The following is a 21,483-nucleotide window of genomic DNA, read 5'->3' on the forward strand; positions in this document are numbered from 1 at the left end:
AAATGCTAGCTTATACCTCTCCAGACCAAATCAAAGCAGTCATCGATGAGCTGCTGGCTTAATGGAAATAACTTTTGGATGATGCCTGTAGAGCAGGAGCGTACCGCACCATCAAAAAAGCTGATGAGTATAATGGCATCTAGTGCTTTTATGATTCCTTCTCGCTGTCCTTTTCCTAAAAGATCATAAAGAGGTTTATTCTGTTTTTCATACTCAGCCAGTTGTTTGGAGAAATTGAGCTGTATGTAACCCGACTGCTGATACTGGTCGATAAATACGGTTTCATCATAATGATTTAGCCTGTAGTTAAGCATATTGATGTAAATCTTCTTAAGTGATTGCCTTACGGGTAAATTAATGTCAAAGTCCCGATACATGGCCTGGGTCATTTTATCCTCTACAGCGGCATAGGCCAATTGTACTACCTCTTCTTTGTTTTTAAAGTAAATGTAAAGTGTTCCTGCAGCAACTTCGGCGGTTTTACTTATACCAGAAATGGTAACGCTTGCTAATCCCTGTTTGCCTGTAAGTACATATACAGATTTCAAAATTTTCTCTCTTTTATCCGGATCTAATGGTCTCATACAGTAAAGTTAAATGAAAAAATATTCATTTAAATACAGTTGTTTGAATTATAACTTTTCTTTAACTCATTTTGGGTAGTATTCTCAATTGCTATTATTTTCTTATAATTCATAGCCAATCTCCCATATATGCCCAAAAGGATCTTTTAGCTTTCCAATTCTCCAGTCTTCTTCGGTTACCATGGGGCAAATCTGTATTGCACCAAATTTTAGTACATTTTCAAATATTTGGTCTGCATTTTTAGTTTCTAAAATTATTCTGATTAGTGTGTTAAATGCTGGATTTTCACTGCCATCACAGGGTGTCTCGTCACTAAGATAAAATTCGGCGCCTTCAATTTGCAATACAGAAGATATTTTATTGTTATCCGCTTCAAATCTTTTAGATTCAACAGCGCCAAAAGCGTCAGTATAAAATTTAACCGCTTTTAATCCGTCATTCACTGTCAGGAAAGGCTTGATTTGAGCTTTCTGAAGTGTAACTTTGTCTTGATTTTTTTCTTCTTCCAATTTCATAAACTTCAATTATATGTTACTATAAAAATAGTGTTTTTTTTAACTATACTATTTTCAATAGTTTAAGTGCGCTTGATTATTAGAATTTATTCAGAATCGGTTTGAATATCTTGTTGGCGTATTGGGCGAAATAAGTGCCAGCGAATAGGGTTAGGGATAACTATTATGGATGTTGCTTATCCAGCGGTTTATAATTAATTTTTATATTTGAGTAATTTAAATGAAGAAAATGAGCGAAAAAACGAAACCGTATGTCTTAATAACGGGCGCCAGCAAAGGCATTGGAAAATCTATTGCTTATGAATTGGCTAAACAGGGTTATCCGCTATTGCTTGTGGCAAGAAGTGACGAGGAATTAAAAGCATTATCTAATGATCTTCAAGATAAATTCCGTATCAATGCTTTTATTTTATCGATTGATCTTTCAACAAATGGCGCATCACAAAAAGTAACCGATTGGATAAAAAGTAATAATTACCCACTTGGAATTCTAGTTAATAATGCTGGTTATGGCGTGTGGGGCAATTTTAGTCAGTCTGCTCTAAGCGATCAGCTTGGCATGATGCAGCTCAACATGAATGTAGTGGTAGAGCTTTCGCATTTATTAGTTCCCATACTTTCAAAACAAAAACAAGGCTACATTTTAAATATATCGAGTACCGCTGCCTATCAAGCTGTGCCTACGCTTGCGGTTTATTCCGCTACAAAGGCTTTCGTTCTATCGTTTACCCGTGCCTTGCGTTTCGAATTGGCTCAAACCTCAATTTCGGTAACCTGTTTTAGTCCAGGTCCAGTTGATACTGGTTTTGCTGCAAGAGCTGGTTTAAGCGCTTTAAATAAAATGGCAGAAAAGTTTAATATGCAGCCCGATGAAGTGGCAAAAATGGCTGTAAAAGCCATGTTTAGCAAAAAATCTGAAGTTATTCCGGGGTTTACCAATATCATTTCGGTTTATGCCAACCGCATACTGCCAAAGGCTTTTATCGAAAAAACGGCAGCTGGGATTTATAAAATCTAATTTTTTTTCGAAAAAATATAAAAATATTCTTTGCAAAAGAAAAAATATATATTATGTTTGTATTAAATTCTACTAATTCTATAGAGTATGTCAGGTAAAAGAAAAAATACGTTTAATTTTCCTAAAGGTCGAATGCAAGCAAACATGCGAATGTGCTGTTGTTGTTGCTGCAATCTTTTAGACAAAATTATAAACACTATTATTTCATTTATTAAATCTATATTATCATGGGATCTTCTTATAAAACCTTCACCCTTACTGAGCAATTAACTAATGAGCAAATAAACTTTTTTAACGAACATGGTTTTATCCATTTCAAAAAATTCATAAATCCGGAAACGGTTTCATCCATCATTGATGCTTCCAAACAAGTGGAGCAAAAATGGATTGAAAATGACATTAAAAAAATAAACGGCGTTCCAATTAAATATGGAAAAGATTTAGATAGTTCTGCTATTGTACAACGTTTTGCTTTTATCAATCAACATCATCAAACTTTAAGCGGTCTTTTGCTTGATCCGAGATTTAACAGTTTACTGCAATTGGCAGGCGATGGAGCTAGATTGGGAACTGAAGAAAAAGACGGAATGGTTTTCAATCATTACATCAACGGGCCAGAAAGTAAGTTTACTAAAATGGGCTGGCACACAGACGGTTTAAGAGATATTTTTTATGGTGGAAAATTAAACCCGATGCTAAATGTGGGCATTCATTTAAGTACTTTAAAACCTGAAAATGGCGGTCTTAAAATCATTCCAGGTACACACAAGCAAAGTATTTATCAAATGCTTTTTCGTAAAAAATACTTTTTAGATCATCAAGCCGATCCAGAGGAAGTTTCTATCAATCCGGAAGCTGGAGATTTGACTATTCACGATGGGCGTTTGTGGCACAGAGTGGCGCAATCCTCTATTCGTGGCGAAGAGAGTAGAAGAAGGGTTATTTATATTCCGATTATAGCAGGGAAATATGCTCCTAAAAACGAGAACAGTCCAACGGTTTTCTATCAACGTTTTGCAGGTATTGTTAAATAATTATGCTGATTGTTCTCGCATTTAGTTATCTGGTTAGATCAGGTAAACTAAAAAGTGCCTCCGATTTTTTTAAAATCAAGCAAAGAAAAATCAAATTGAAAATTGCAAAAGTAGAATTGGCAATCCTGTCAGGGTTACAAATATTGGGCTAATAATGGGAAAAGAAATACAGGTGGAGGAGTATAGTACAATTGCGCAAAGAACATTTTCGGACCGCAAGCGAACTAATATTTTAAAAAGAGCAGAACAGTTAACGATTGTATTTTTGCTTCCAAAAGTGCCTAAATTCATTTCGCCCAACTTGCTTACTTTACTTGGAACGCTTGGTTCGGGATTCGTTTTTTTAGCTTTTGTTTTAGGAACTTATTCAGCCAATTGGTATTTGCTTTTGGGTATTATCGGATTGGCTATAAATTGGTTAGGCGATTCTTTGGACGGAAGATTGGCTTATTATAGAAATATTCCGCGCCGTTGGTATGGTTTTGCACTCGATATTATCGCCGATTGGATCGGTATTGTACTTATAGGCTTTGGCTACTACATTTATGCTGAAAATGGCACACAAGTATTAGCCTTTGCTTTTGTTGCATTGTATGGCTGGTCGATTATAATCAGTCAGTTACGCTACAAAATTACAGATCAATACAGTATAGATTCTGGCTTAGTCGGTCCAACAGAGCTTCGATTTATTATTGCTTTAATTTTAATTACAGAAGTTTTATTTCCTGGATCTATAACTTATTTGGCAGGCTTAATCACCATTGCGTTATTTATAATTAATACCATAGACAGCTTGAAACTCTTAAAGTTGGGTGATTTAAAAGATAAAAACCAAGGCTGAAATGTTCAAGAAGAAAGCTATTGTCACTTTTTTGCAGGCTCAAGTTGCGGCATTTTTAGGTGGTATTACCGATTATGGCTTAATGATTCTATTAACAGAAGTATGTAAGCTGCATTTTACCTTCTCTATTTTAATCTCCGGAACCATTGGCGCAATTATCAATTTCAGCATCAATAGATTTTGGGTGTTTAAAAATCAATGTGGTTATAGTAGCCGCATTAATAGTCAGCTTTTTAAATTTGCGTTGGTTGTATTAGGAAGCATTTCTTTAAAGTCATTTAGTACGCTTATTTTGCAAAAAGTATTTCAAATTGATTACCGAATCGGAAGATTAATCACCGACAGTTTTGTTTCTTATGGATTTAATTACCCGCTGATAAAATATTGGGTTTTTAAAATAAAGAAAGAACAGGAAGCAATCGAATCAAACTAGAATATAAATAAACTCTTCGATATATTTTTTTAACACACTTTGACTCCACTCAGTGCAGGCTAGAAACATAGTTTTTATTTGTGTAAAGAAGAAGACTAAAAGAAACCAGTTTCTAACACATAGCGAATTATGTTTATTTTAAACAAGTGAAACGCCTTTTTATGTTTCGTAAATCTATGTTTCTATGTGTTAAATAATGGATTATATAAAAATTTCATCATGAATAAATTATCATTTAAATATTTTACAAAATCACTAATCGTTGTAACGATCTTAGTCAATATAATCTCCGAAAATCTATCGGCACAAGCTAAAAATCCTTCGCCATTAAATTTTCCCACGCCTAAAAACGTAGATAATATGCTATTTTACATTCAGCGAGACCCTAATATAAACACCGCTATTTATGCCATAAACTACCAAGAAAATGGAAAAATAGATAAAGAGAATCCGATAAAAGGGTATTGGATTCGATATGCCGAGAAAGGAGAGAAGAAAGACTTTAATTATATACAACGCAAATTTGCTTACGGAATAGAAAGCAAAGTCTTGAATAATGAGGAATTTGAGCTTCAATTTGTATCGTATAAAAAGTTGCCGTTAACTTTGAAAAAGATAGATTCAGATCAAAAATATCATGTTTTTGTAAGTGTAAATCAGAAAAAAATACAAGTAGAAAAAATATTTGTGCGTATTGAAGGAGGTTCTTTTTGGCTTCCAAATGTAAAGTATGCCGAAGTTACCGGAATTGAGACTTCTTCGAACAAAGCAATTACTGAGAGGATATTGTTGAAATAAATATTTAATTAAGTCTCACACAAAATCATAAAAAAGCCCATTTCAAAAGAAATGGGCTTTTTAAATAAGATATTAAAGCAGTACTAATTTTAGCTATTTTTTTCAGTTGCTTTTATTTTTTCGAATATTTCATTTAATGTCTCTTCCATAATTCTGGCTGTGTCGTTACCACTTTGATTCGTGATAATAAATGCGCCTAAATCATATTTCGGAACTATATAAAAATAACATTGAGAACGTGGCACTCCGCCATGATGAAGGTAAAAGGTTCCCAGTTCTTTGTTATCTGTGGCGATATTCCAGAAATAACCAATACTAAACTCCTTGTCAAATTTTACAATTGGTTGATGTGATTCGGCAACAACTTTATTATTTTTCAACTGATACTTAATATATTTAGCCATATCAGGTATTGTTGATTTCATATTACCAGACGCACCCCACGGTAATTCTGGCATCGGCGTCGTGATTACAGGGTTGTCACTGTGATAGCCTACAGCAAGTTTTTTGGCTTCCTGAGCAGAAAGACTGATTTTGGTGTTCTGCATGGCCATATTTTTTATCAGGTAATCTGTTAATAGCTTTTCGTACTTTGTTTTATAAATTTTTTCTAAAACAAAAGCTATAAGTTGGCTGCCTGCACTTGAATACTGATATTTATAACCTGGAACCGAATCAATTTTGACTTTATGAAGATCTCTTAAAAAATCTTTTTCGCTATAGTTTTTATAAAGTTCATTGATTTTTGCTGGAGTATCGTGGCTGGTGAAATTTTCTAGAATTGTATTTGCTTCCAATGGTAGCATATTGGGTAATCCGCTTGTATGTGAAAGTAAGTGTTTTATAAGAATAGGCTGTTTGCCATACTTTAAATTTGGATAATCTTCGGGTAAATATTTCTGGATATCCTCTTCAATATTCAGTTTGTTTTGAATAACGGCTTCTGCTGCTAGTGTTCCGGCAAATGTTTTGCTTAAAGAACCAATTTCATAAATGGTTTCATTATTAGGGCAATTATTTTTTCCTTTTTCTAATTCTCCATAATGACCAATAAACTCTTTCCCTTTATAAACTATTGCGATTGAAGTAGAATGGATTAGAGGTTTTTTAATCATTCTATTGGCCGCACTATCGATAAAACTTTTAATATTAATCTTTTCTGCTTGCGAGCTCTGGGCTAAGCAAAAGATAGAAGACAGTAGAAGAATTAGAACGAATCTATTTTTCATAGTTTTAAATGGTTATATTTTTTATGTGTTTTTTTTTCAAGTTAACTGCTCCGTAAAATTAACAATTTAAACTAATGAGCCAGAGAAGAACAGCATTCAGTTATGATGAAAACATAAAGAAACCCCTTTGAAGTTAAATATTATAACTACTAAGAATATTTTACTCCCTTGTGATCTTGTAATTATACCACTAAATCAATCAAATTTGCAATTGTTATAAAAGACACTTCTATTTAAGATGTTGATAGGCTTTTTGGGGGAAGTTTATGATTCTTTTTACTTAATCCTTCTGAGATTGAATTGAATCAATATCAATAATCTAAAAGCTGTTAATAGTAAAAACTAACGGTCTTAATAGATATAGAAATTCAATTACTGGCGTACATGCCAGTGATTGAAACTATAGAAAATTTTCTGATTCCGTTTCGGTTTCTATAAAAGCATGTTTTTACAGCTTGTTCTCCCTTGTGAGTGGGATGTTTATAACTTTTAGAGGTATAAATATAAATGAATTTTTAGTGTTCAGTTATAAATTTATTTTAAGCATAGTGCTAAAACTTACTAATAAAATATCTTTTTTATGGCTGTAAATTCAAATTCACCTCCTTTCTTTTTTTGTCAAATTATAATTTACTCTTCTAATTTTAGCTAAAACGTAATCAAGTGTTTAAGATTATTTTAGAGTAAAGAGCATCAAATTTATTTACCCACTTACTACTTATTAAATTTTACGTTATGAAAAAAAAATACTCATCAAATTTTATACTTTTAATTTCTTTTGTCTTATTAAGCTCTCTAAAAGCCCATTCTGTTTTTTGCAAGCCTGTATTTCAAAACAGTTATCAATCCATATTACCTTACAAGAGTGTTCCCGCAATTGAAAGACACCGAGTATGGCTTAATCTGACTAATAATGAAGGGCTTTTTAAGCAGCTTTTACTTGGTTATATAGAAGGAGCAACTAATGGTTTTGATTTTAATTATGATGCTGTTTCCGTGGATGGAAATAAATATGCAGATTTTTATAGCATTAACGAAGGAAAGAAACTTGTGATTCAGGCACGTGGTCTGCCGTTTCTTCTCAGCGATACAGTTCCTCTTGGTTATAGGTCTGGAATTGTCGGAGATTTAAGCATTTCAATTGATCATGCAGATGGCGATTTAGCTGATCAGGATATTTATCTAGAGGATAAAGAGACTGGTATTGTGCATAATTTAAAAAAAGGCGCTTATACATTTTCAACAGAAAAAGGAACTTTTGTAGATCGTTTTATAATTCGCTATACTGCCAAGGCAAGTTTAGGGAATGCTCAATTTGATAATAATCCCGAAAATCTAATAGTTACTTCAAAAAATAAAGTTATCACATTAAAATCTTTTACGACCGCTATGGAGCAAGTTTCAATTTATGATGTGGCAGGGAGGCTCATTTACAATGTTGGGCAACTAAAAGCATTTGATTTAGAGATTGATGGCATCAACTCTGGCAGTCAAGTATTCCTGATCAGGGTATTTTTTGAAGACAGGAGTAGAACATCAAAAAAAATAATATTTTAATTTCACATTATAATTATATCTTTTCAGTGGCAGTTTTTTTTAAATTCTGCCACTTTTTTTTTAGTATAGTTTTAAATATTAAAAGGTGATAATATCATGGCATAAAAAAAACGTTAATTCCTAGGAGTTAACGTTTTTTGGTGACCTTTACGATTCACACAAATTTTATGCAGGATTAAAGAAATTGACTTGTTTTCAAGTTGATTGATAAATAATTACTTTAATTTTTTTCAGGAACAGTTTGAATATTTGTACTTAAAAATATTTAAGTTCAAATTAGATCTGACTCGGATTTTTAATTATATTATCTTCACAATCCTTTGAAATTGATTGTGTTATTTCAGGTTTTTCATCCCAGTCTCCCCAGTCTCCTTTATACATTTTCACACATACTAAGTCTTTATTATCATCGGAGTAAATAAGCGTATTTGAAATACGGCAGTAACTTTTACCATTATCTAATTTTGAATTTTCCATTGTATTAATTTTTAGAATAAATTCTTCTGAGTTTTAATTCCGAAGAATATAGGTTTTTAGATTTTATTGATAATTGAGGTTTTAATATATTGGTTTTGATTAGTTTAGAAGGATTGTAAAGTTCACAAAGATAGAACAGTACAAGGGACTTGCTTATATAATTTTAGTTTGGATTTATATAATTCCCATATTTCTTTTCTAATTGGAAGCATTTTGTCTATTTAAAAAGTACACTATTATTTTTAAAAACCGATTTGGACTACATTTTTAATCTCAAACATGGTAATTATAAAACTGGAGAACTGTAATTGTATAAATTGAAATATTTATTCTCCTGATCTTTCCAATTTAATGAAGATAAAAAGAAGGAATCTGTAAACGATCAACAGGATATTTGACAAAAATTCGATTGTCCTTGTTTGTTCTTTTCGCTTTTATTTCCGAATTGTTTTGTTATTGACAAGTATTCTGTGCCAACACAAAGTTATTTTGTAAATCCTTACACCGAGGAAAAGCTTAAACAGGTTATAAAATGTGTGATAGAATTTTGGAATGCAAAAAAACACAGAAATTAATCTGGGAAAAGAAAAGAAACAGAAACAAAATTTATAAGCAAACCCGTCTATTTAAAGACGGGTTTTATTTTATTTAAAGATTACGATCTGGCTTTACGCCGTCTTCGTCATCTAAATCTCCTAGATCTTCGTTGTCTAATTCTTCATTACCAACTTCTTCATTGTCAAATTCATCATCTAGTTCGTCAGTTTCTGAATCTTCAGTATTAAACTCTTCTGAATCTGTTTGTTCCTTACCAAGATTTTCGTTATCGAAATTTTCTTTTCCAAATTCCTGACTCTCCAGGTCATTACCATAATCTGGCTCAGCATTATCTGATACAGTATGATCTGGCGGTAAGTCAATGTCTGGATCTTGATATCGTTCGTTATTTTGAAAATTCTGATCTTCCAGATTGTAATTTTCTTTTTCTTCTAAATTCATAATACAATTTTAAATGTTATTTTTTAGTTGAACCTGATTCTTTTTTTGAATCCGAAGCAGGTTTAGAACCACCTTTTGAAGCTGTTTCTTTTTTATCAGTTTGTTTATCTGATGCCTTAGCACTATCAGTGCTTTTTTTGGTGTTTGAAGTTGCCATAATATAATTTTTTAAATTCGTTAATAAGCCAAATGTACAGGGACTACAAGTCATTATTTTACATATAATGGCACTTCTAATTGTATAATTAACAGGTGATTAATTTTTTTTAAATAAAAAAACACCTGTTTTGAATACAGGTGTTTTTAAGTAATAAAAAAGGTAAAAAGTAAAAAAATAAAAAAAATGTTTTTCTTATTCTGCAGCTACAGCATTTACGACATTCAATGCTACATCATTTAGCAAACAATCTGCTTCTTTTTCTTCTGCAAGCGTTTGGGTTAATAATTTTGCAGCATCATTTTCGCCAATTGCTTTTGCAAAAGCCACCAAAGTGCCATAAGTCGCAATTTCATAATGTTCGATTTTTTGCGAAGCAGCAATTATTCCGGCATCTCTAACAGCACCTGGAGTGGTTTCTAAGAGAATACTGTCTCCTTCTTTTAATAAACCAGCCATAGCTTCACATTTTTTTCCTTCGGCTTTTTCTCCCAATAAATCAAAAACCTGTTCCAGTCTTGCCACTTGATTTTGAGTTACAGAAAGATGTTCTAAAATAGCTCCCGAAAGTCCTGCAGCTGAAGCATTCGCCGCCATTTTTGGCAAAGCACCCACCAAAGCATTTTCTGCCCAGTAAATGTCTTTTAAACTGTCAATAAATAAATCTTTCAAATCTGTAGCAGCATCTGGTGCTGGTTCTACAATATTTATTTTGCCATTGTTTTTTATATCTGTAGATGGACTCGCTTTTGGTTGTGCAGCGTTAGTCTGACCTTGTTTTTCTGAATTTTTCATTTTTATTTTTTTTTTGAATTAATTGTATAAGTTTGGTTCACGCTGCCAAAAACGATGTTTGGTCATTGCATTTATAAATTCCTGAGCAAATGCTTCGCTGGCAATTTCGCTGGTTACAATAACGCCTTCATCGTCATTTGTAATTTTTCCAGCAAAAGGGGCGGCGCTTATTATTTCTGAAGCCTCGCCATCGGCACCTATCACTTTACAATGCTTATAAGCATCGTTTAAGTATTCAAGAGCATCGTCATTTTCTGCCAAAGCATTTAATCCTAAACCATGAGGAATATAAACAGCATCAAACAATACTGAAGAAGCAGTTAAGAAACTGAATTCAGCCGAAATCGCGCCATCAGCATCTGTTGCAACAGAACCCAAATGAGGTGCAATAACACAGCCTTTGGCACCTGCTTTTTTCAGTGCATTTTTCATGTTCATTACAGCAGCTTCAGAAACGCCTTCAGTTACTAGAATCGCTACTTTTCTGGACTCGATTGTTGGTGAATTGGTTGGGTTATTAATCATGCTCAAAGCTTGAGAAGATTCAACCGAAGATGGAACGGTTTGCGGTTCTTGAGTTCCTGCTTCTTCCGTTTCTGGCGATACGCCTTTATTCATGGGAGTTTCTAAAGTCGATGGAACGGTTGCTCCAAGTCCTTGGGCTACTTTTTCGGCAAGTTCTGTATCCACTTGAGATAATAAGCCCAACATTCGAACTCTAATTGCTGTCGTTTCAACTTTTCCCAATTCAAAACGTAATGCTTTTACGATATGGCTTTTTTCTTCAGGCGTTTGGCTGTTAAAAAACAATTTGGCCTGACCGAAATGATCGTTAAAACTCTCGCTTCTAGCTCTTACTTTATGAGAATCTACACGCTCATTGAAACTTGCAAATCCGCCTTCGGCAATTTTTGCCTGATACGGGCATCCTCCGCCAAGAGAGTTTGGAGAATAACTTACGCGACCTTTATTGATTTCCTGACGCATATGTCCGTCACGCTGATTGTTATGAACGGGAGCAACGCTTCTGTTGATTGGAATTTCATGAAAATTCGGACTTCCTAATCTCGATAATTGTGTATCGGTGTAAGAAAACAATCTTCCCTGCAAAAGCGGATCATTAGAAAAATCGATTCCTGGAACAACATGACCTGGATGAAACGCAATTTGTTCCGTCTCTGCAAAGAAATTTTCAGGATTTTTGTTCAAAACCATTCTTCCTACAATGGTTACAGGAACTAATTCTTCGGGAACAATTTTCGTTGGGTCCAAAAGATCAAATTCATATTTATGTTCGTCTTCCGCTGGAATAACCTGAACGCCCAATTCCCATTCTGGGAAATTTCCTGATTCAATAGCTTCCCATAAATCTTGTCTGTGAAAATCAGGATTTTTTCCTGAAATTTTCTGTGCTTCATCCCAAGCAACGGCGTGCGTTCCTAATTTGGGTTTAAAATGAAATTTCACAAATACCGATTCTTCCTGAGCATTTACGAGTCTGAAAGTATGAACACCAAAACCTTCCATCATTCTGTAGCTTCTAGGAATAGCACGATCAGACATTACCCACATAATCATGTGCATAGATTCTGGCATTAGCGAAATGAAATCCCAAAAAGTATCGTGTGCCGATGCAGCCTGAGGAATCTCGTTATGCGGTTCTGGTTTTACAGCATGAACTAAATCAGGAAATTTCGAAGCATCCTGAATAAAAAATACGGGAATATTATTGGCTACTAAATCGTAAATTCCTTCCTGCGTATAAAATTTCACCGCAAATCCTCTCGCATCCCTAGCCAGATCGGTAGAACCTCTTGATCCTGCTACGGTAGAAAATCGAGTAAAAACAGGTGTTATTTGTCCTTTTTCCTGTAAGAAACCTGCTTTGGTTAATTCGGGAATTGGATTGGTTACTTCAAAAAATCCGTGTGCGCCAGAACCACGTGCGTGAACAATTCTTTCTGGAATTCGCTCGTGATCAAAATGCGTAATTTTTTCTCTTAAAATAAAATCTTCTAATAATGATGGTCCGCGATCTCCGGCTTTAAGTGAATTATTATCATCATTAATTTTCACGCCCTGATCTGTGGTTAAAATTTTGTTTGTTCCATCGGAGGTATTGACGGATAAATCTCGTTGTTTTTCGTCTTGAAAATTTTTCATGGTATTTCTTATTGGTTAAAAACTTTAAAACAATTACAATCTTATCTTTCAGATTTGTAGGTAGTTGCTGACTGTAATTTCAAGTAATCCAAATTTAATTTTTGTATAAATGTGTTTTTTATACAATTGCAAATGATAGTTCTAGAATTACCACAAAATCGGCTTAAAACAAAAAAATCTCCATTTCTGGAGATTTGCTATTTTTAGATTTAATGTGGAACGGGGAGATAGATAAAAGCGATTGTTCCTTTGTTGGGTTCACTTGAAAGTTTTATAAATCCTTTATGATTGTACATTATTTTTTGAACCAATGTTAATCCAAGTCCGCTTCCGTATTGTTCGTCGCTTGTGTTCAATTTATAGAAAGGATTAAAAATAAGCGTTTCAAAATTTTTAGGAAAACCAATTCCGTTATCGCTAATAAAAAGTTTAATATACTGTGTTTCGAGATCGGCTCCAAAATCTATTAATTCATCCGGAGAAACTTCCTCAAGACCAATTTTGATTTTCGGGCTACTGTCTTGTTTGGCATATTTTATAGCATTAGAAATCAAATGAGTAAAAAGCTGCTGCATCTGCGAAGGAATAATACGAAGGGTTGGGAGGGTATTGAATTCTATTTCCGCTTTCTGCTTACTGATGCTAGATTTTAAGTCGGCTAATACTTTTTTTAGAACAATATTCAAATCTGTTTTTTTAAACTCTTTCTGTCCAAAATTTATTTTTGAATAATCAATCAAATCTTCAAGAAGCTGATTCATATTTACAGCCGAACTTAATAAGCGGTTTAAATTGTGTTTTCCAGTTTCTGTCAGCGTTTTTTCGGCATCTAAAACCTTTTTTCCAAACATATAAATTTTCCGAATAGGCTCTAATAAATGATCGCTTGCTGCTATCGTAAAAGATTCTAATTGTTTGGTATAATTATAAAGTTCCAGATTTTTGTTTTTTAAAGATTCATGGCTTTGTTCTAAATCTGTAATATCTTCGAGTGCTATTAAAATCATTCCGTTTGGAACAGCATTTACAATGGGAGTGGCGTTAATAAGCATTATTTTTTTTCCCGGAATATCAAAGTCAAACTGGATTTTAAAATTTTCTACAATTTCATTATGGCTCACTTTTTTTAGTACAGATTCTTTAAACTGAGGTATATCCCAATGCGAATTTCCGATATCCAATATCGAAAGGCCTTCTGTCTGTTCTTCAGTGGTTTTAAAATAGTTGTAAAAAGCAGGATTGGCACTTTTAATTACAAAATTTTTATCAATAATAAGAAGTGGTTCTTTAATAGTATTGACAATAGATTCATAAAAATTACGCATTGAAGCCAATTCTTCCCGACGATTTTGGAGTTCATCATTTACACAAGAAAGTTCCTGATTATTGGATCGCAGTTCCTGAGTAGAATTTTCAAGCTGCTGATTTATCATCAGCATTTCTTCGTTTGAGCTTACCAATTCTTCGTTTGTAGTCTGCAATTCTTCAAAATAAATCTGCTGTTCTTCGGTAACTCTTTTAAAATCGCCCCGAAGCTGCAGCAATTCTTTCTCCATTTCCTGCGAATGGTGATTGTTTGAATCTGTAGAAGTAATGCTTTTTTTGCAGAATATGATAAGCAGTAAATCGGTATAAGCAGGAAGGTAAATAACTTCAAATGAAGTTAAAAAAGACTGCTTTTTTAAGGCAATAAAATCTCCCGAAAAGTTCTTTTTTTCGTTTCTGGCTTTTAAAATACTATTTCTAAGTTCAAAACCCCATTCCTCACGAACCATATTCAGAATATTAAAACTGGGCTTTCCGGGCGCGGGCTGTAAAAACGGACTGGTATCGCCATGAAAATGTACAATTTCGAGATCTTCGTTAATGATTACAGAAGGAGGCGAATAATGTTCGAGCAGAATATCTGAAGCAATTTTTCTATAGTTTGTTTCGGGGTCACTGCTCTCCTTTATTTTAGGGCTGTTATCAGTTCGCATTATTTTTTTTGGCAGGAATTGGTCAACTGCTTTTCGGGTGTAAATTCTGTACAATTTGTCAACCGTTGTAAATAAGTGCGGAACCTGCTGTGTCCATTCTGATTTTCCGAGAAATAAAAAGCCTTTGTCGCGAAGGGCATAATGAAAAGAGGATAATACCTGATTCTGTAAATCGGTATCAAAATAAATTAAAACATTGCGACAGGAAACAAAATCAATTTTGGCAAAAGGCGCATCTTTAATTAAATCATGAACAGCAAAAACACACATATCACGAATGACTTTATTAACATGAAAACTATTGTCTCTTTTGGTAAAGTATTTTTCAAGTCTTTTTTCGTTTATATTTTTTATGTCTTGTGCTGTATAAATGGCTAAACGAGCTTTAGAAATACATTTTTCAGACAAATCTGAAGCGATAATCTGAACTTTTATATCATTTCTATTAATTTCCTCCAGATATTCGTGAATACAGATTGCAAGTGAATAGGCTTCTTCTCCTGTAGAACAACCAGCCGACCAGAATCGTAAGGTTGAACTCGTAAGATTTTCAATTAGAGAAGGAAAAATGCTTTGGTATAAATTATCAAAAGCCTCCCCATCACGGAAAAAATAGGTAACCGGAATCAAAATATCATCAAACAATAAATCTTGTTCTTTAGTATTATTTCGCAGTAAAATAAGGTATCGTTCTATGGTTTCTTGTTTGGTAACTACCATTCTTTTTGCAATTCTTCTTCGCAGTGTAGTATGTTTATAATGCTGAAAATCGGTGCTGGTTCGCAAAAACAATATTTCTATTATTTGATTTAGCAGTTCTTTTTCATCAGCAGTTGATTCTTTTTCACCGTATGAATGCGTGATTAAGTTACTTTGGTGAATCTGCGTGAGCTTGTCTGCAATTTCATTTGGCGCTGTATAATAATCGATGTATTCTGAAGTTACCGCATTTTGAATAAAACCTTTTTTTAAAATAACAGCAATTGTTGATCCGCCAGCTTCTTTCAGTTTTTTTAGACCTGTAGAGCCGTCAAAGGGCGACCAGGTCAATATTAAACCGATAGAATAGCTTTTAAAAACATTTCCGATTGTTTCAAAAAAGATATCGAAACCGTTATTGGTTTTACTGCCTCTAATTAGTGGTTTTAGCTGTAATATTCCGTTTTCATGAACCAGGAAATTATTTTCAGGAATAACGTAAATATGGTTGGATTGTACGTCAATGTGATGAACGATTTCTGTAACTGGTATATTGGTCTGTGTCGCAAGTACATCTGCAAGATTAGGAGTTTGAGCTGCAGAAAAATTTTCAAAAACAAGATAAGCTCTCCCTGAATCTGACGGAAGATCGGATATTAGTTTTTTTAATACATCAATTTCAGCTGGAGAACTTCCTATTGCTGTTACTTGAAAGTTAGATTTTGATAGATCTATTGATTCATTTGTTTTCATTTTTAATGAGGGTTTATGGCAATCCTATAATTTAAATATTTTCAGATGTAAATAACTGATAGTCAAAACTGTAAAATTTGCAATGAAACAAATAAGCATTGTTTTGAAAATCAAATTATTAATTAAAAGAAATGAATTATGAAAAATTTAATTGTAAGCTTTTGTATGATCCTGTTTTTCGGATTTGCATCTGCACAGGAAACTCCTGTTAAGAAAAAACAGGGTACAGACACTATTCACAGTCAAAAAAGCAAACACAAAAATAGTACGCAGAAAAGCAGTACTACTAAGCAAGATACAGTCAATAGGCAGCGTACTGAAAAGAAGGGAAAAACTGTAAAGTCTAAAGAAAACACGACTCAGCAGGGTAGAGATACCATTAACAGAACAAGACCGTAATGATCTGGATTTATTCTGTTGGATAAAGTCTATTTATATTTTTGATAGACTTTATTCTCTCTTTTTTCACACTAATAACTTCTCTTTTAAATTGCTTTTATAGATACTGTAAATTCACTCTCTGAACTAATTTATCAGGCGATCACAGAAATACTATAATTGGATTGAATGTTCAAATAATGATCATTTCTTTAGCTGTAAATATAAAGCTACTTTTTTAAAAGCTTTACTATAATTAAATTAAAGACTTTCATAATTTCCATTAAAAATTAAGCTACAGCAACTTGAAACTTGAAACCTGAAACAAAAAAACAAATCTTTATTCTCCCGTTTCCATATGCGGTGCATCTACTGGTTTGGACTGTGATGAGCCAATTTGTCTGAAATAAATAGATAACATAATTATAGCAAATACAGAAAGAAATTCGCTCTGCCAGTTTTGGAAAGATTCAAACCAAAATCTTGAATTTCCTAAATAAGAGGAAACGGTTTCTAATGGTTTTCCTTCAAGAAGAAGTTTTTCGTTTTCGTCTTTTAAACTTCCAAAAAAGTGAAGTACAAGTGAAATAACAAATAATAAAAGTAAAATTATAGTAAGGGAATGTTTGTAGAGTTGCAAAATAAAACCACCCTTTTTGACTGGCCATGGTACATCTTTCCGATTAGGATCCGGTTCTCTGTCAACTTCCTCGGGTTCGTCTATTTTTTTGGATTCTGATGATCCTTTTTGTTTTAAGAAAATGGTGAGAAAAACAAAAAGTCCCATTTGAAGAAATTCACTTTCCCAATTTTCAAATGTAGACTCAATAAAATGGCCAGAGGTGAGGTAGGCAGGAAAGTTTATTAATTGAGCTCCTTCTTCAATTAATTCTTTATTATGTTCTTTAAAACCTAACACTACTTGTCCAGCCAAAGCGCCAATGAAAAGCAGTATGAAACAGATAGATAATCCGTTATTTCTTAAAAAAGTTTTCATTTTTGATTTGTTTATAAAAGAATTATGTAAACATTTTTAGGAATGTCTACATAATTCAATTTTGATTTATAAATTTAGTAAAGGATAAATTTTGTGTTAAGAATTTGAGTAATTCTAAACATGTAAAATTGTTGAGTTAGTGATCGGCAGGAATGAGGAGGGAGTCCATAAATTTTGCAGTTATGACAGTTCCATTATCATCTTCCCATTGCGTAATTACATTTTCTATAAGCTCGGGTTCAAAACCAATTACTTTCATGACAGGCCCGCCAAATTCCTGACGAACTTCCTGTCCTTTTTTGAATGCGATATCCATAATCTGTTTATTCATTAGATTCTAAGTGATTTTTTAAACTCAAAAGATCAGTTTTTACTAATTTTTCAAAATACGGATTCAGTAATTTTGCGGCGCTTTCTCCTGCAATTCCGAGTGGTGCATGGTAAGAGATTGTAATATCAAGTTCTGTGGTATTGCCATGAGCTTTAAAAATCACTTTCCCTGCATTTCTAATGGTCGCATCATCTAGAGAAAACCAGCTTAAAAGTTTATCTTTTCGATCCTTAGCAATTTTAGCTTTCCAGCTTACAGATCCAATTCCGCCAGGTCCTTTAGCGGTCCATTCCGAAGTGTTTTCATCAATAGTTTTAATACTTGCAAGATGACTCATAAATTTTGGTAAGTTTTCGAGATTACGCCAGAAATCATATACTTCGCCTACTGGTTTATTAATGACCGTGTTCAATCTTATATTAACATTCGAGGCTTTATCATTCATTAAATGTCCTGCAGCATCATAAATTGGGCAGTAGCCCGAAATTCCTCTTAAAAGCATCGCACCGCCTGCACCAGCTTGTGAAATGCTTTTCTTTTCTTTAGACAAGGCGTTATAAAGTAGATAGGCACCGCTAGTAACCATAAGCACTCTTTCTAATGCTGAAACATTTGTTTTTAATATAGATTTTGATTTTTGTCCTTGCTGAGTTATTGCTGTTGTGTTCATAGTAATAGAAATTAATTGTTCATAGATTAAAATTAAGTTCTTTATGAAAATTTTGTTTACACTATTTTACAGATTGCTTATACAATTATGCTGATAGAAATACATGTTTTTTAGGAGATCTACACAGTTTCTTTGATTCCTGTAAACGAATGGAATAATTATATAAATATCTTGAAAATGAAGACTTTACTTTTGATTTTACTATTAACTTAAAAAAGCTATTATGAAATCTTTATTTAAAATTAGAATACTGATATTAGTTCTTACGGCAGGATTGGCATTTTCATGTAAGAAGCATGATACCAATGCTGTAGATCCAGAGTATAAATCTGAAACAGATAGTATGGACATGAGTGTAGATACTGTTGGCCCAGCTATGGATTCCTCAGCGACTTTGAATCCTGAGCAAAATGGCCAGCAAGGAACAACTGGTGCTACAGGAGAAGGTACCACAGGATCTGGAACGGAAGGGTCTACTCAAAAAGGCAATCAGAATGTAAGAACAGATTCATTGAAGAAATAAATGCTGTAAAATCAAAAATCTTGAAGAGAATTTTATCAAAGTTCTTTTCAAGATTTTTTTTATAAATAGTAATTACGAGAAAAGATTTATTGTTCCTAATCTTCAACTGCTTTTGATTTATTTACGTTCTGTTTAATTCAAAATAAGATAGAGAATGGCATATAAATCGCTATAATTTATTGAGTTTATTTACCAGATAACTAATCATTTGCGCAATATTTTCAGCGGGAATAGAGAAGTCATTTTCGATCCAATTTTTGATCACAGCGATACTTCCTTTTTCGCCAAATTGGTATGTCATTTCAGCAAAAGGTTGCATTTCGGGTGTAAGTTCGATTTGATTTTCTACGGGAAAATTATTTCGAACGCTTCTCAGTATTCGTGACAGGATTCCGCTTCCATCGGCTTTTGCAAACACAATTTTACTCATCTGCTTATCGCTTTCCAGCAGCTGGCAGCTGAGGAGTATCACATCATCCATATTGGTGCTTTTACGCAAAACCGCTGAGAGTTTTTCAAAAACATCTTCTTCTATTTCAAGGAGTATATCCAGCGGAATATTATAATGACGATAAAATGTATTGCGATTGACATCGGCTGTTTTACACAGTTCAGAAATAGAAATTTCGCTAAGTTCCTTCTCCTGCAACAAACTCAATAGTGCCTCACGCAATATTTTTTTAGTATACAGAACTCTTCGGTCTTTTCTTAAATCCATCACAAATTATTTTATATATGATACAAAAATGCTGATTTGTGTTCGCTAATGTACAGTAATACAATTTTTTGAGACAACAAATAAATCTCTCTTTAATAGCTTTACATAGTGTTAGAAAAAGAACACAAAGTTAAATAAGGAACACATTGTATAACAAATATAGCTTTTTCTTCAAAATTGTAAGGAATAGAAAGTGCAAATATTAAATTTAAGAAAATGGAAAATCAGACATCACGAAAAAGAATACTGCTCACAGGTGCATCTGGAACTGTAGGTTTTGAAACCCTGCAGCATCTTGTTCAGCATACGGATTATGAAATAACGGTCTTTGATGTAAAGACTCAAAAATCGGTCAAAAAACTGGCTCCCTTTAGATCTCGCGTAGAGATTGTCTACGGCGACATCAGTAATAGAGAACAATTGCTGAAAGTGGCTCAAAATAAGGATGTAGCTATTCATTTAGCGGCGGTTATTCCTCCGCTTGCTGATATTAATCCCAATCTGGCTTATAATGTGAATGTAAAAGGAACAGAAAATCTTATTTACGCTTTAGAGAAAAATTCACCAGAGTGTTATTTGATTTTTAGTTCCAGTATTTCAGTTTATGGAGATCGTATTCAAAACCCCGAAATCATTGTATCGGATGTTTTGCAGCCCAGTCCTGGTGATCAATATGGTCAAACCAAAGTGCTGTGTGAATCGCTGATTCGTCAGTCAAAATTATCATGGAGTATTTTTCGTCTGGCTGCCATTATGGGCAATCATAAAATATCTCCTCTTATGTTTCACATGCCACTGGAAACGCCCATTGAAATCTGCACGCCCAAAGATACGGGTAGGGCTTTTTGTAAAGCAATTGAGCACCAAGAAAAATTAGAAAAGCAAATATTTAACTTAGGAGGGGGAGAGGATTGTGTAATTTCATATAAATCGTTTCTAGACAAAATGTTTGCTGAATTTGGCTTAGGTAATGCTGATTTTCCACAAAAAGCGTTTGCTGAGAAAAACTTTCACTGCGGGATTTTAAAAGATGGTGATGATTTAGATAATATTCTAGGTTTTCGACAACAAAATTTGAAGGATTATTTCCAGATGGTCCGCCAGAAAATTCATCCGATGCAGAAAAAAACAACTTTTCTTTTTAGAAGTATTATAAAAAAGTGGTTGCTCTCAAAATCAGATCCTTATAAGGCGCATAAAAAAGGAAATTTGAAAGAAATGAATCATTTTTTTACCCAATCGGAGGATAAGAAACTGGAAAAGGCTCTATTGTAAACCCTAATAATTTTATTTATGAAAACTAAAATAATAAGCTTGCTAGTATTGATATTGGTTAATGGGACATTGTTTGCACAACATAATTTCAGTGTTGAAGTAACGGGCGTGCAACCTGGAAAAGGATATGTCTTTTTTGGATTGTATGATAAAGAGAAGGGCTTTCTTGATATTGAGTCGCAGATTGCCACCGCAAAAGTAAAAGCTAACCAAAATAGTGTAGTCTATACATTCAAAAACTTGCCCGATGGCAATTATGCTATCGCTGTGTATCAAGATGTTAATAGTAACGGAAAATGTGATCGTAATATGATTGGTTATCCGACCGAGGGATTTGGATTTTCAAAAAATTATAAACCAAAACTCTCAGCCCCTAATTTTGACGAGGTAAAAATTGCAATTGATCAATATGCTACAACCAGTATTGCATTGATTGGGAAATAGTAAGTCGTCTATCAATTCAATTGATTTAATATATTGGTTTTGGGAAATAAAAATATTTGACATTCCAGAGAAGCGTAATTATATAATTTCAGTTTTGAATCATGTAACTACCTGC

Annotated in this window: 23 protein-coding genes; 10 read left to right on the forward strand and 13 right to left on the reverse strand. The window is 33.4% G+C overall.

The window, feature by feature from the left end; genetic code table 11:
- Positions 1–5 precede the first annotated feature (5 nt).
- The gene (locus BSF41_RS09200) at positions 6–584 is read right to left on the reverse strand and encodes a TetR/AcrR family transcriptional regulator (RefSeq protein ID WP_095929206.1); all 579 of its coding nucleotides are present in this window, start codon (positions 582–584) and stop codon (positions 6–8) included.
- A gap of 102 nt (positions 585–686) precedes the next feature.
- The gene (locus BSF41_RS09205; protein WP_095929207.1) at positions 687–1,100 is read right to left on the reverse strand and encodes a VOC family protein; all 414 of its coding nucleotides are present in this window, start codon (positions 1,098–1,100) and stop codon (positions 687–689) included.
- 229 nt (positions 1,101–1,329) lie between these two features.
- On the opposite strand from BSF41_RS09205, the gene BSF41_RS09210 reads away from it, so the two are divergent.
- The 5 genes from BSF41_RS09210 (at position 1,330) to BSF41_RS09230 (ending at position 5,224) form a co-directional block, all read left to right on the forward strand.
- A complete protein-coding gene (locus BSF41_RS09210) occupies positions 1,330–2,118 on the forward strand; it encodes an SDR family oxidoreductase (protein WP_095929208.1) in 789 nt (262 codons plus the stop codon).
- Positions 2,119–2,345: 227 nt separating this feature from the next.
- Complete coding sequence (locus BSF41_RS09215; RefSeq protein WP_095929209.1) at positions 2,346–3,152, forward strand: phytanoyl-CoA dioxygenase family protein; 807 nt, start codon at positions 2,346–2,348, stop codon at positions 3,150–3,152.
- A 154-nt stretch (positions 3,153–3,306) separates the two neighbouring features.
- Positions 3,307–3,993 carry a CDP-alcohol phosphatidyltransferase family protein gene (locus tag BSF41_RS09220; protein WP_095929210.1) on the forward strand — a complete coding sequence of 229 codons (687 nt, stop codon included), beginning with the start codon at positions 3,307–3,309 and terminating at the stop codon, positions 3,991–3,993.
- Between the two features lies 1 nt (position 3,994).
- Positions 3,995–4,426, forward strand: coding sequence for a GtrA family protein (locus BSF41_RS09225; RefSeq protein WP_095929211.1), 432 nt, complete (start codon positions 3,995–3,997; stop codon positions 4,424–4,426).
- A gap of 219 nt (positions 4,427–4,645) precedes the next feature.
- Positions 4,646–5,224: a DUF4833 domain-containing protein gene (locus BSF41_RS09230; RefSeq protein WP_095929333.1), complete on the forward strand. Its 579-nt coding sequence runs from the start codon at positions 4,646–4,648 to the stop codon at positions 5,222–5,224.
- A gap of 89 nt (positions 5,225–5,313) precedes the next feature.
- Here BSF41_RS09230 and BSF41_RS09235 read toward each other — a convergent pair whose 3' ends face one another.
- Positions 5,314–6,453 carry a serine hydrolase gene (locus BSF41_RS09235; RefSeq protein WP_095929212.1) on the reverse strand — a complete coding sequence of 380 codons (1,140 nt, stop codon included), beginning with the start codon at positions 6,451–6,453 and terminating at the stop codon, positions 5,314–5,316.
- A gap of 735 nt (positions 6,454–7,188) precedes the next feature.
- Here BSF41_RS09235 and BSF41_RS09240 point away from each other — a divergent pair.
- Positions 7,189–8,010, forward strand: coding sequence for a T9SS type A sorting domain-containing protein (locus BSF41_RS09240; protein ID WP_095929213.1), 822 nt, complete (start codon positions 7,189–7,191; stop codon positions 8,008–8,010).
- Positions 8,011–8,286: 276 nt separating this feature from the next.
- Here the strand turns inward: BSF41_RS09240 and BSF41_RS09245 are convergent, their stop codons facing one another.
- The 6 genes from BSF41_RS09245 to BSF41_RS09265 form a co-directional block, all read right to left on the reverse strand.
- Positions 8,287–8,487 carry a hypothetical protein gene (locus BSF41_RS09245; RefSeq protein WP_095929214.1) on the reverse strand — a complete coding sequence of 67 codons (201 nt, stop codon included), beginning with the start codon at positions 8,485–8,487 and terminating at the stop codon, positions 8,287–8,289.
- A 648-nt stretch (positions 8,488–9,135) separates the two neighbouring features.
- The gene (locus BSF41_RS09250) at positions 9,136–9,486 is read right to left on the reverse strand and encodes a hypothetical protein (RefSeq protein WP_095929215.1); all 351 of its coding nucleotides are present in this window, start codon (positions 9,484–9,486) and stop codon (positions 9,136–9,138) included.
- Positions 9,487–9,502: 16 nt separating this feature from the next.
- A complete protein-coding gene (locus tag BSF41_RS23725; RefSeq protein ID WP_172426874.1) occupies positions 9,503–9,643 on the reverse strand; it encodes a hypothetical protein in 141 nt (46 codons plus the stop codon).
- A 195-nt stretch (positions 9,644–9,838) separates the two neighbouring features.
- Positions 9,839–10,438 (reverse strand): ferritin-like domain-containing protein, encoded by a 600-nt coding sequence (locus tag BSF41_RS09255; RefSeq protein WP_095929216.1) that lies wholly within the window; start codon positions 10,436–10,438, stop codon positions 9,839–9,841.
- An 18-nt stretch (positions 10,439–10,456) separates the two neighbouring features.
- Positions 10,457–12,601, reverse strand: a complete 2,145-nt coding sequence (locus BSF41_RS09260; protein WP_095929217.1) for a catalase — start codon at positions 12,599–12,601, stop codon at positions 10,457–10,459.
- Positions 12,602–12,810: 209 nt separating this feature from the next.
- Positions 12,811–16,032, reverse strand: a complete 3,222-nt coding sequence (locus BSF41_RS09265) for a CheR family methyltransferase (RefSeq protein ID WP_095929218.1) — start codon at positions 16,030–16,032, stop codon at positions 12,811–12,813.
- Between the two features lie 138 nt (positions 16,033–16,170).
- On the opposite strand from BSF41_RS09265, the gene BSF41_RS09270 reads away from it, so the two are divergent.
- The gene (locus BSF41_RS09270) at positions 16,171–16,431 is read left to right on the forward strand and encodes a hypothetical protein (RefSeq protein WP_095929219.1); all 261 of its coding nucleotides are present in this window, start codon (positions 16,171–16,173) and stop codon (positions 16,429–16,431) included.
- A gap of 319 nt (positions 16,432–16,750) precedes the next feature.
- Here BSF41_RS09270 and BSF41_RS09275 read toward each other — a convergent pair whose 3' ends face one another.
- The 3 genes from BSF41_RS09275 to BSF41_RS09285 form a co-directional block, all read right to left on the reverse strand.
- Positions 16,751–17,407, reverse strand: a complete 657-nt coding sequence (locus tag BSF41_RS09275) for a DUF6766 family protein (RefSeq protein ID WP_095929220.1) — start codon at positions 17,405–17,407, stop codon at positions 16,751–16,753.
- A gap of 136 nt (positions 17,408–17,543) precedes the next feature.
- Positions 17,544–17,738: a hypothetical protein gene (locus BSF41_RS09280; RefSeq protein ID WP_095929221.1), complete on the reverse strand. Its 195-nt coding sequence runs from the start codon at positions 17,736–17,738 to the stop codon at positions 17,544–17,546.
- The gene (locus BSF41_RS09285) at positions 17,731–18,408 is read right to left on the reverse strand and encodes an SRPBCC family protein (protein WP_095929222.1); all 678 of its coding nucleotides are present in this window, start codon (positions 18,406–18,408) and stop codon (positions 17,731–17,733) included. The genes BSF41_RS09280 and BSF41_RS09285 overlap by 8 nt, the downstream gene beginning before the upstream one ends.
- A gap of 223 nt (positions 18,409–18,631) precedes the next feature.
- Here BSF41_RS09285 and BSF41_RS09290 point away from each other — a divergent pair, with 223 nt between their 5' ends.
- Positions 18,632–18,931, forward strand: coding sequence for a hypothetical protein (locus tag BSF41_RS09290; RefSeq protein ID WP_095929223.1), 300 nt, complete (start codon positions 18,632–18,634; stop codon positions 18,929–18,931).
- 169 nt (positions 18,932–19,100) lie between these two features.
- On the opposite strand, the gene BSF41_RS09295 is transcribed toward BSF41_RS09290, so the two are convergent.
- Positions 19,101–19,649 carry a TetR/AcrR family transcriptional regulator gene (locus BSF41_RS09295; RefSeq protein WP_095929224.1) on the reverse strand — a complete coding sequence of 183 codons (549 nt, stop codon included), beginning with the start codon at positions 19,647–19,649 and terminating at the stop codon, positions 19,101–19,103.
- Positions 19,650–19,865: 216 nt separating this feature from the next.
- Here BSF41_RS09295 and BSF41_RS09300 point away from each other — a divergent pair, with 216 nt between their 5' ends.
- Positions 19,866–20,924, forward strand: coding sequence for an NAD(P)-dependent oxidoreductase (locus BSF41_RS09300; RefSeq protein ID WP_095929225.1), 1,059 nt, complete (start codon positions 19,866–19,868; stop codon positions 20,922–20,924).
- A gap of 39 nt (positions 20,925–20,963) precedes the next feature.
- Positions 20,964–21,368, forward strand: a complete 405-nt coding sequence (locus BSF41_RS09305; protein ID WP_172426875.1) for a DUF2141 domain-containing protein — start codon at positions 20,964–20,966, stop codon at positions 21,366–21,368.
- Positions 21,369–21,483: the final 115 nt, after the last annotated feature.

Origin of the sequence: Flavobacterium sp. ACN2 (assembly GCF_002303885.1) — a bacterium.
Taxonomy (GTDB): Bacteria; Bacteroidota; Bacteroidia; order Flavobacteriales; family Flavobacteriaceae; genus Flavobacterium.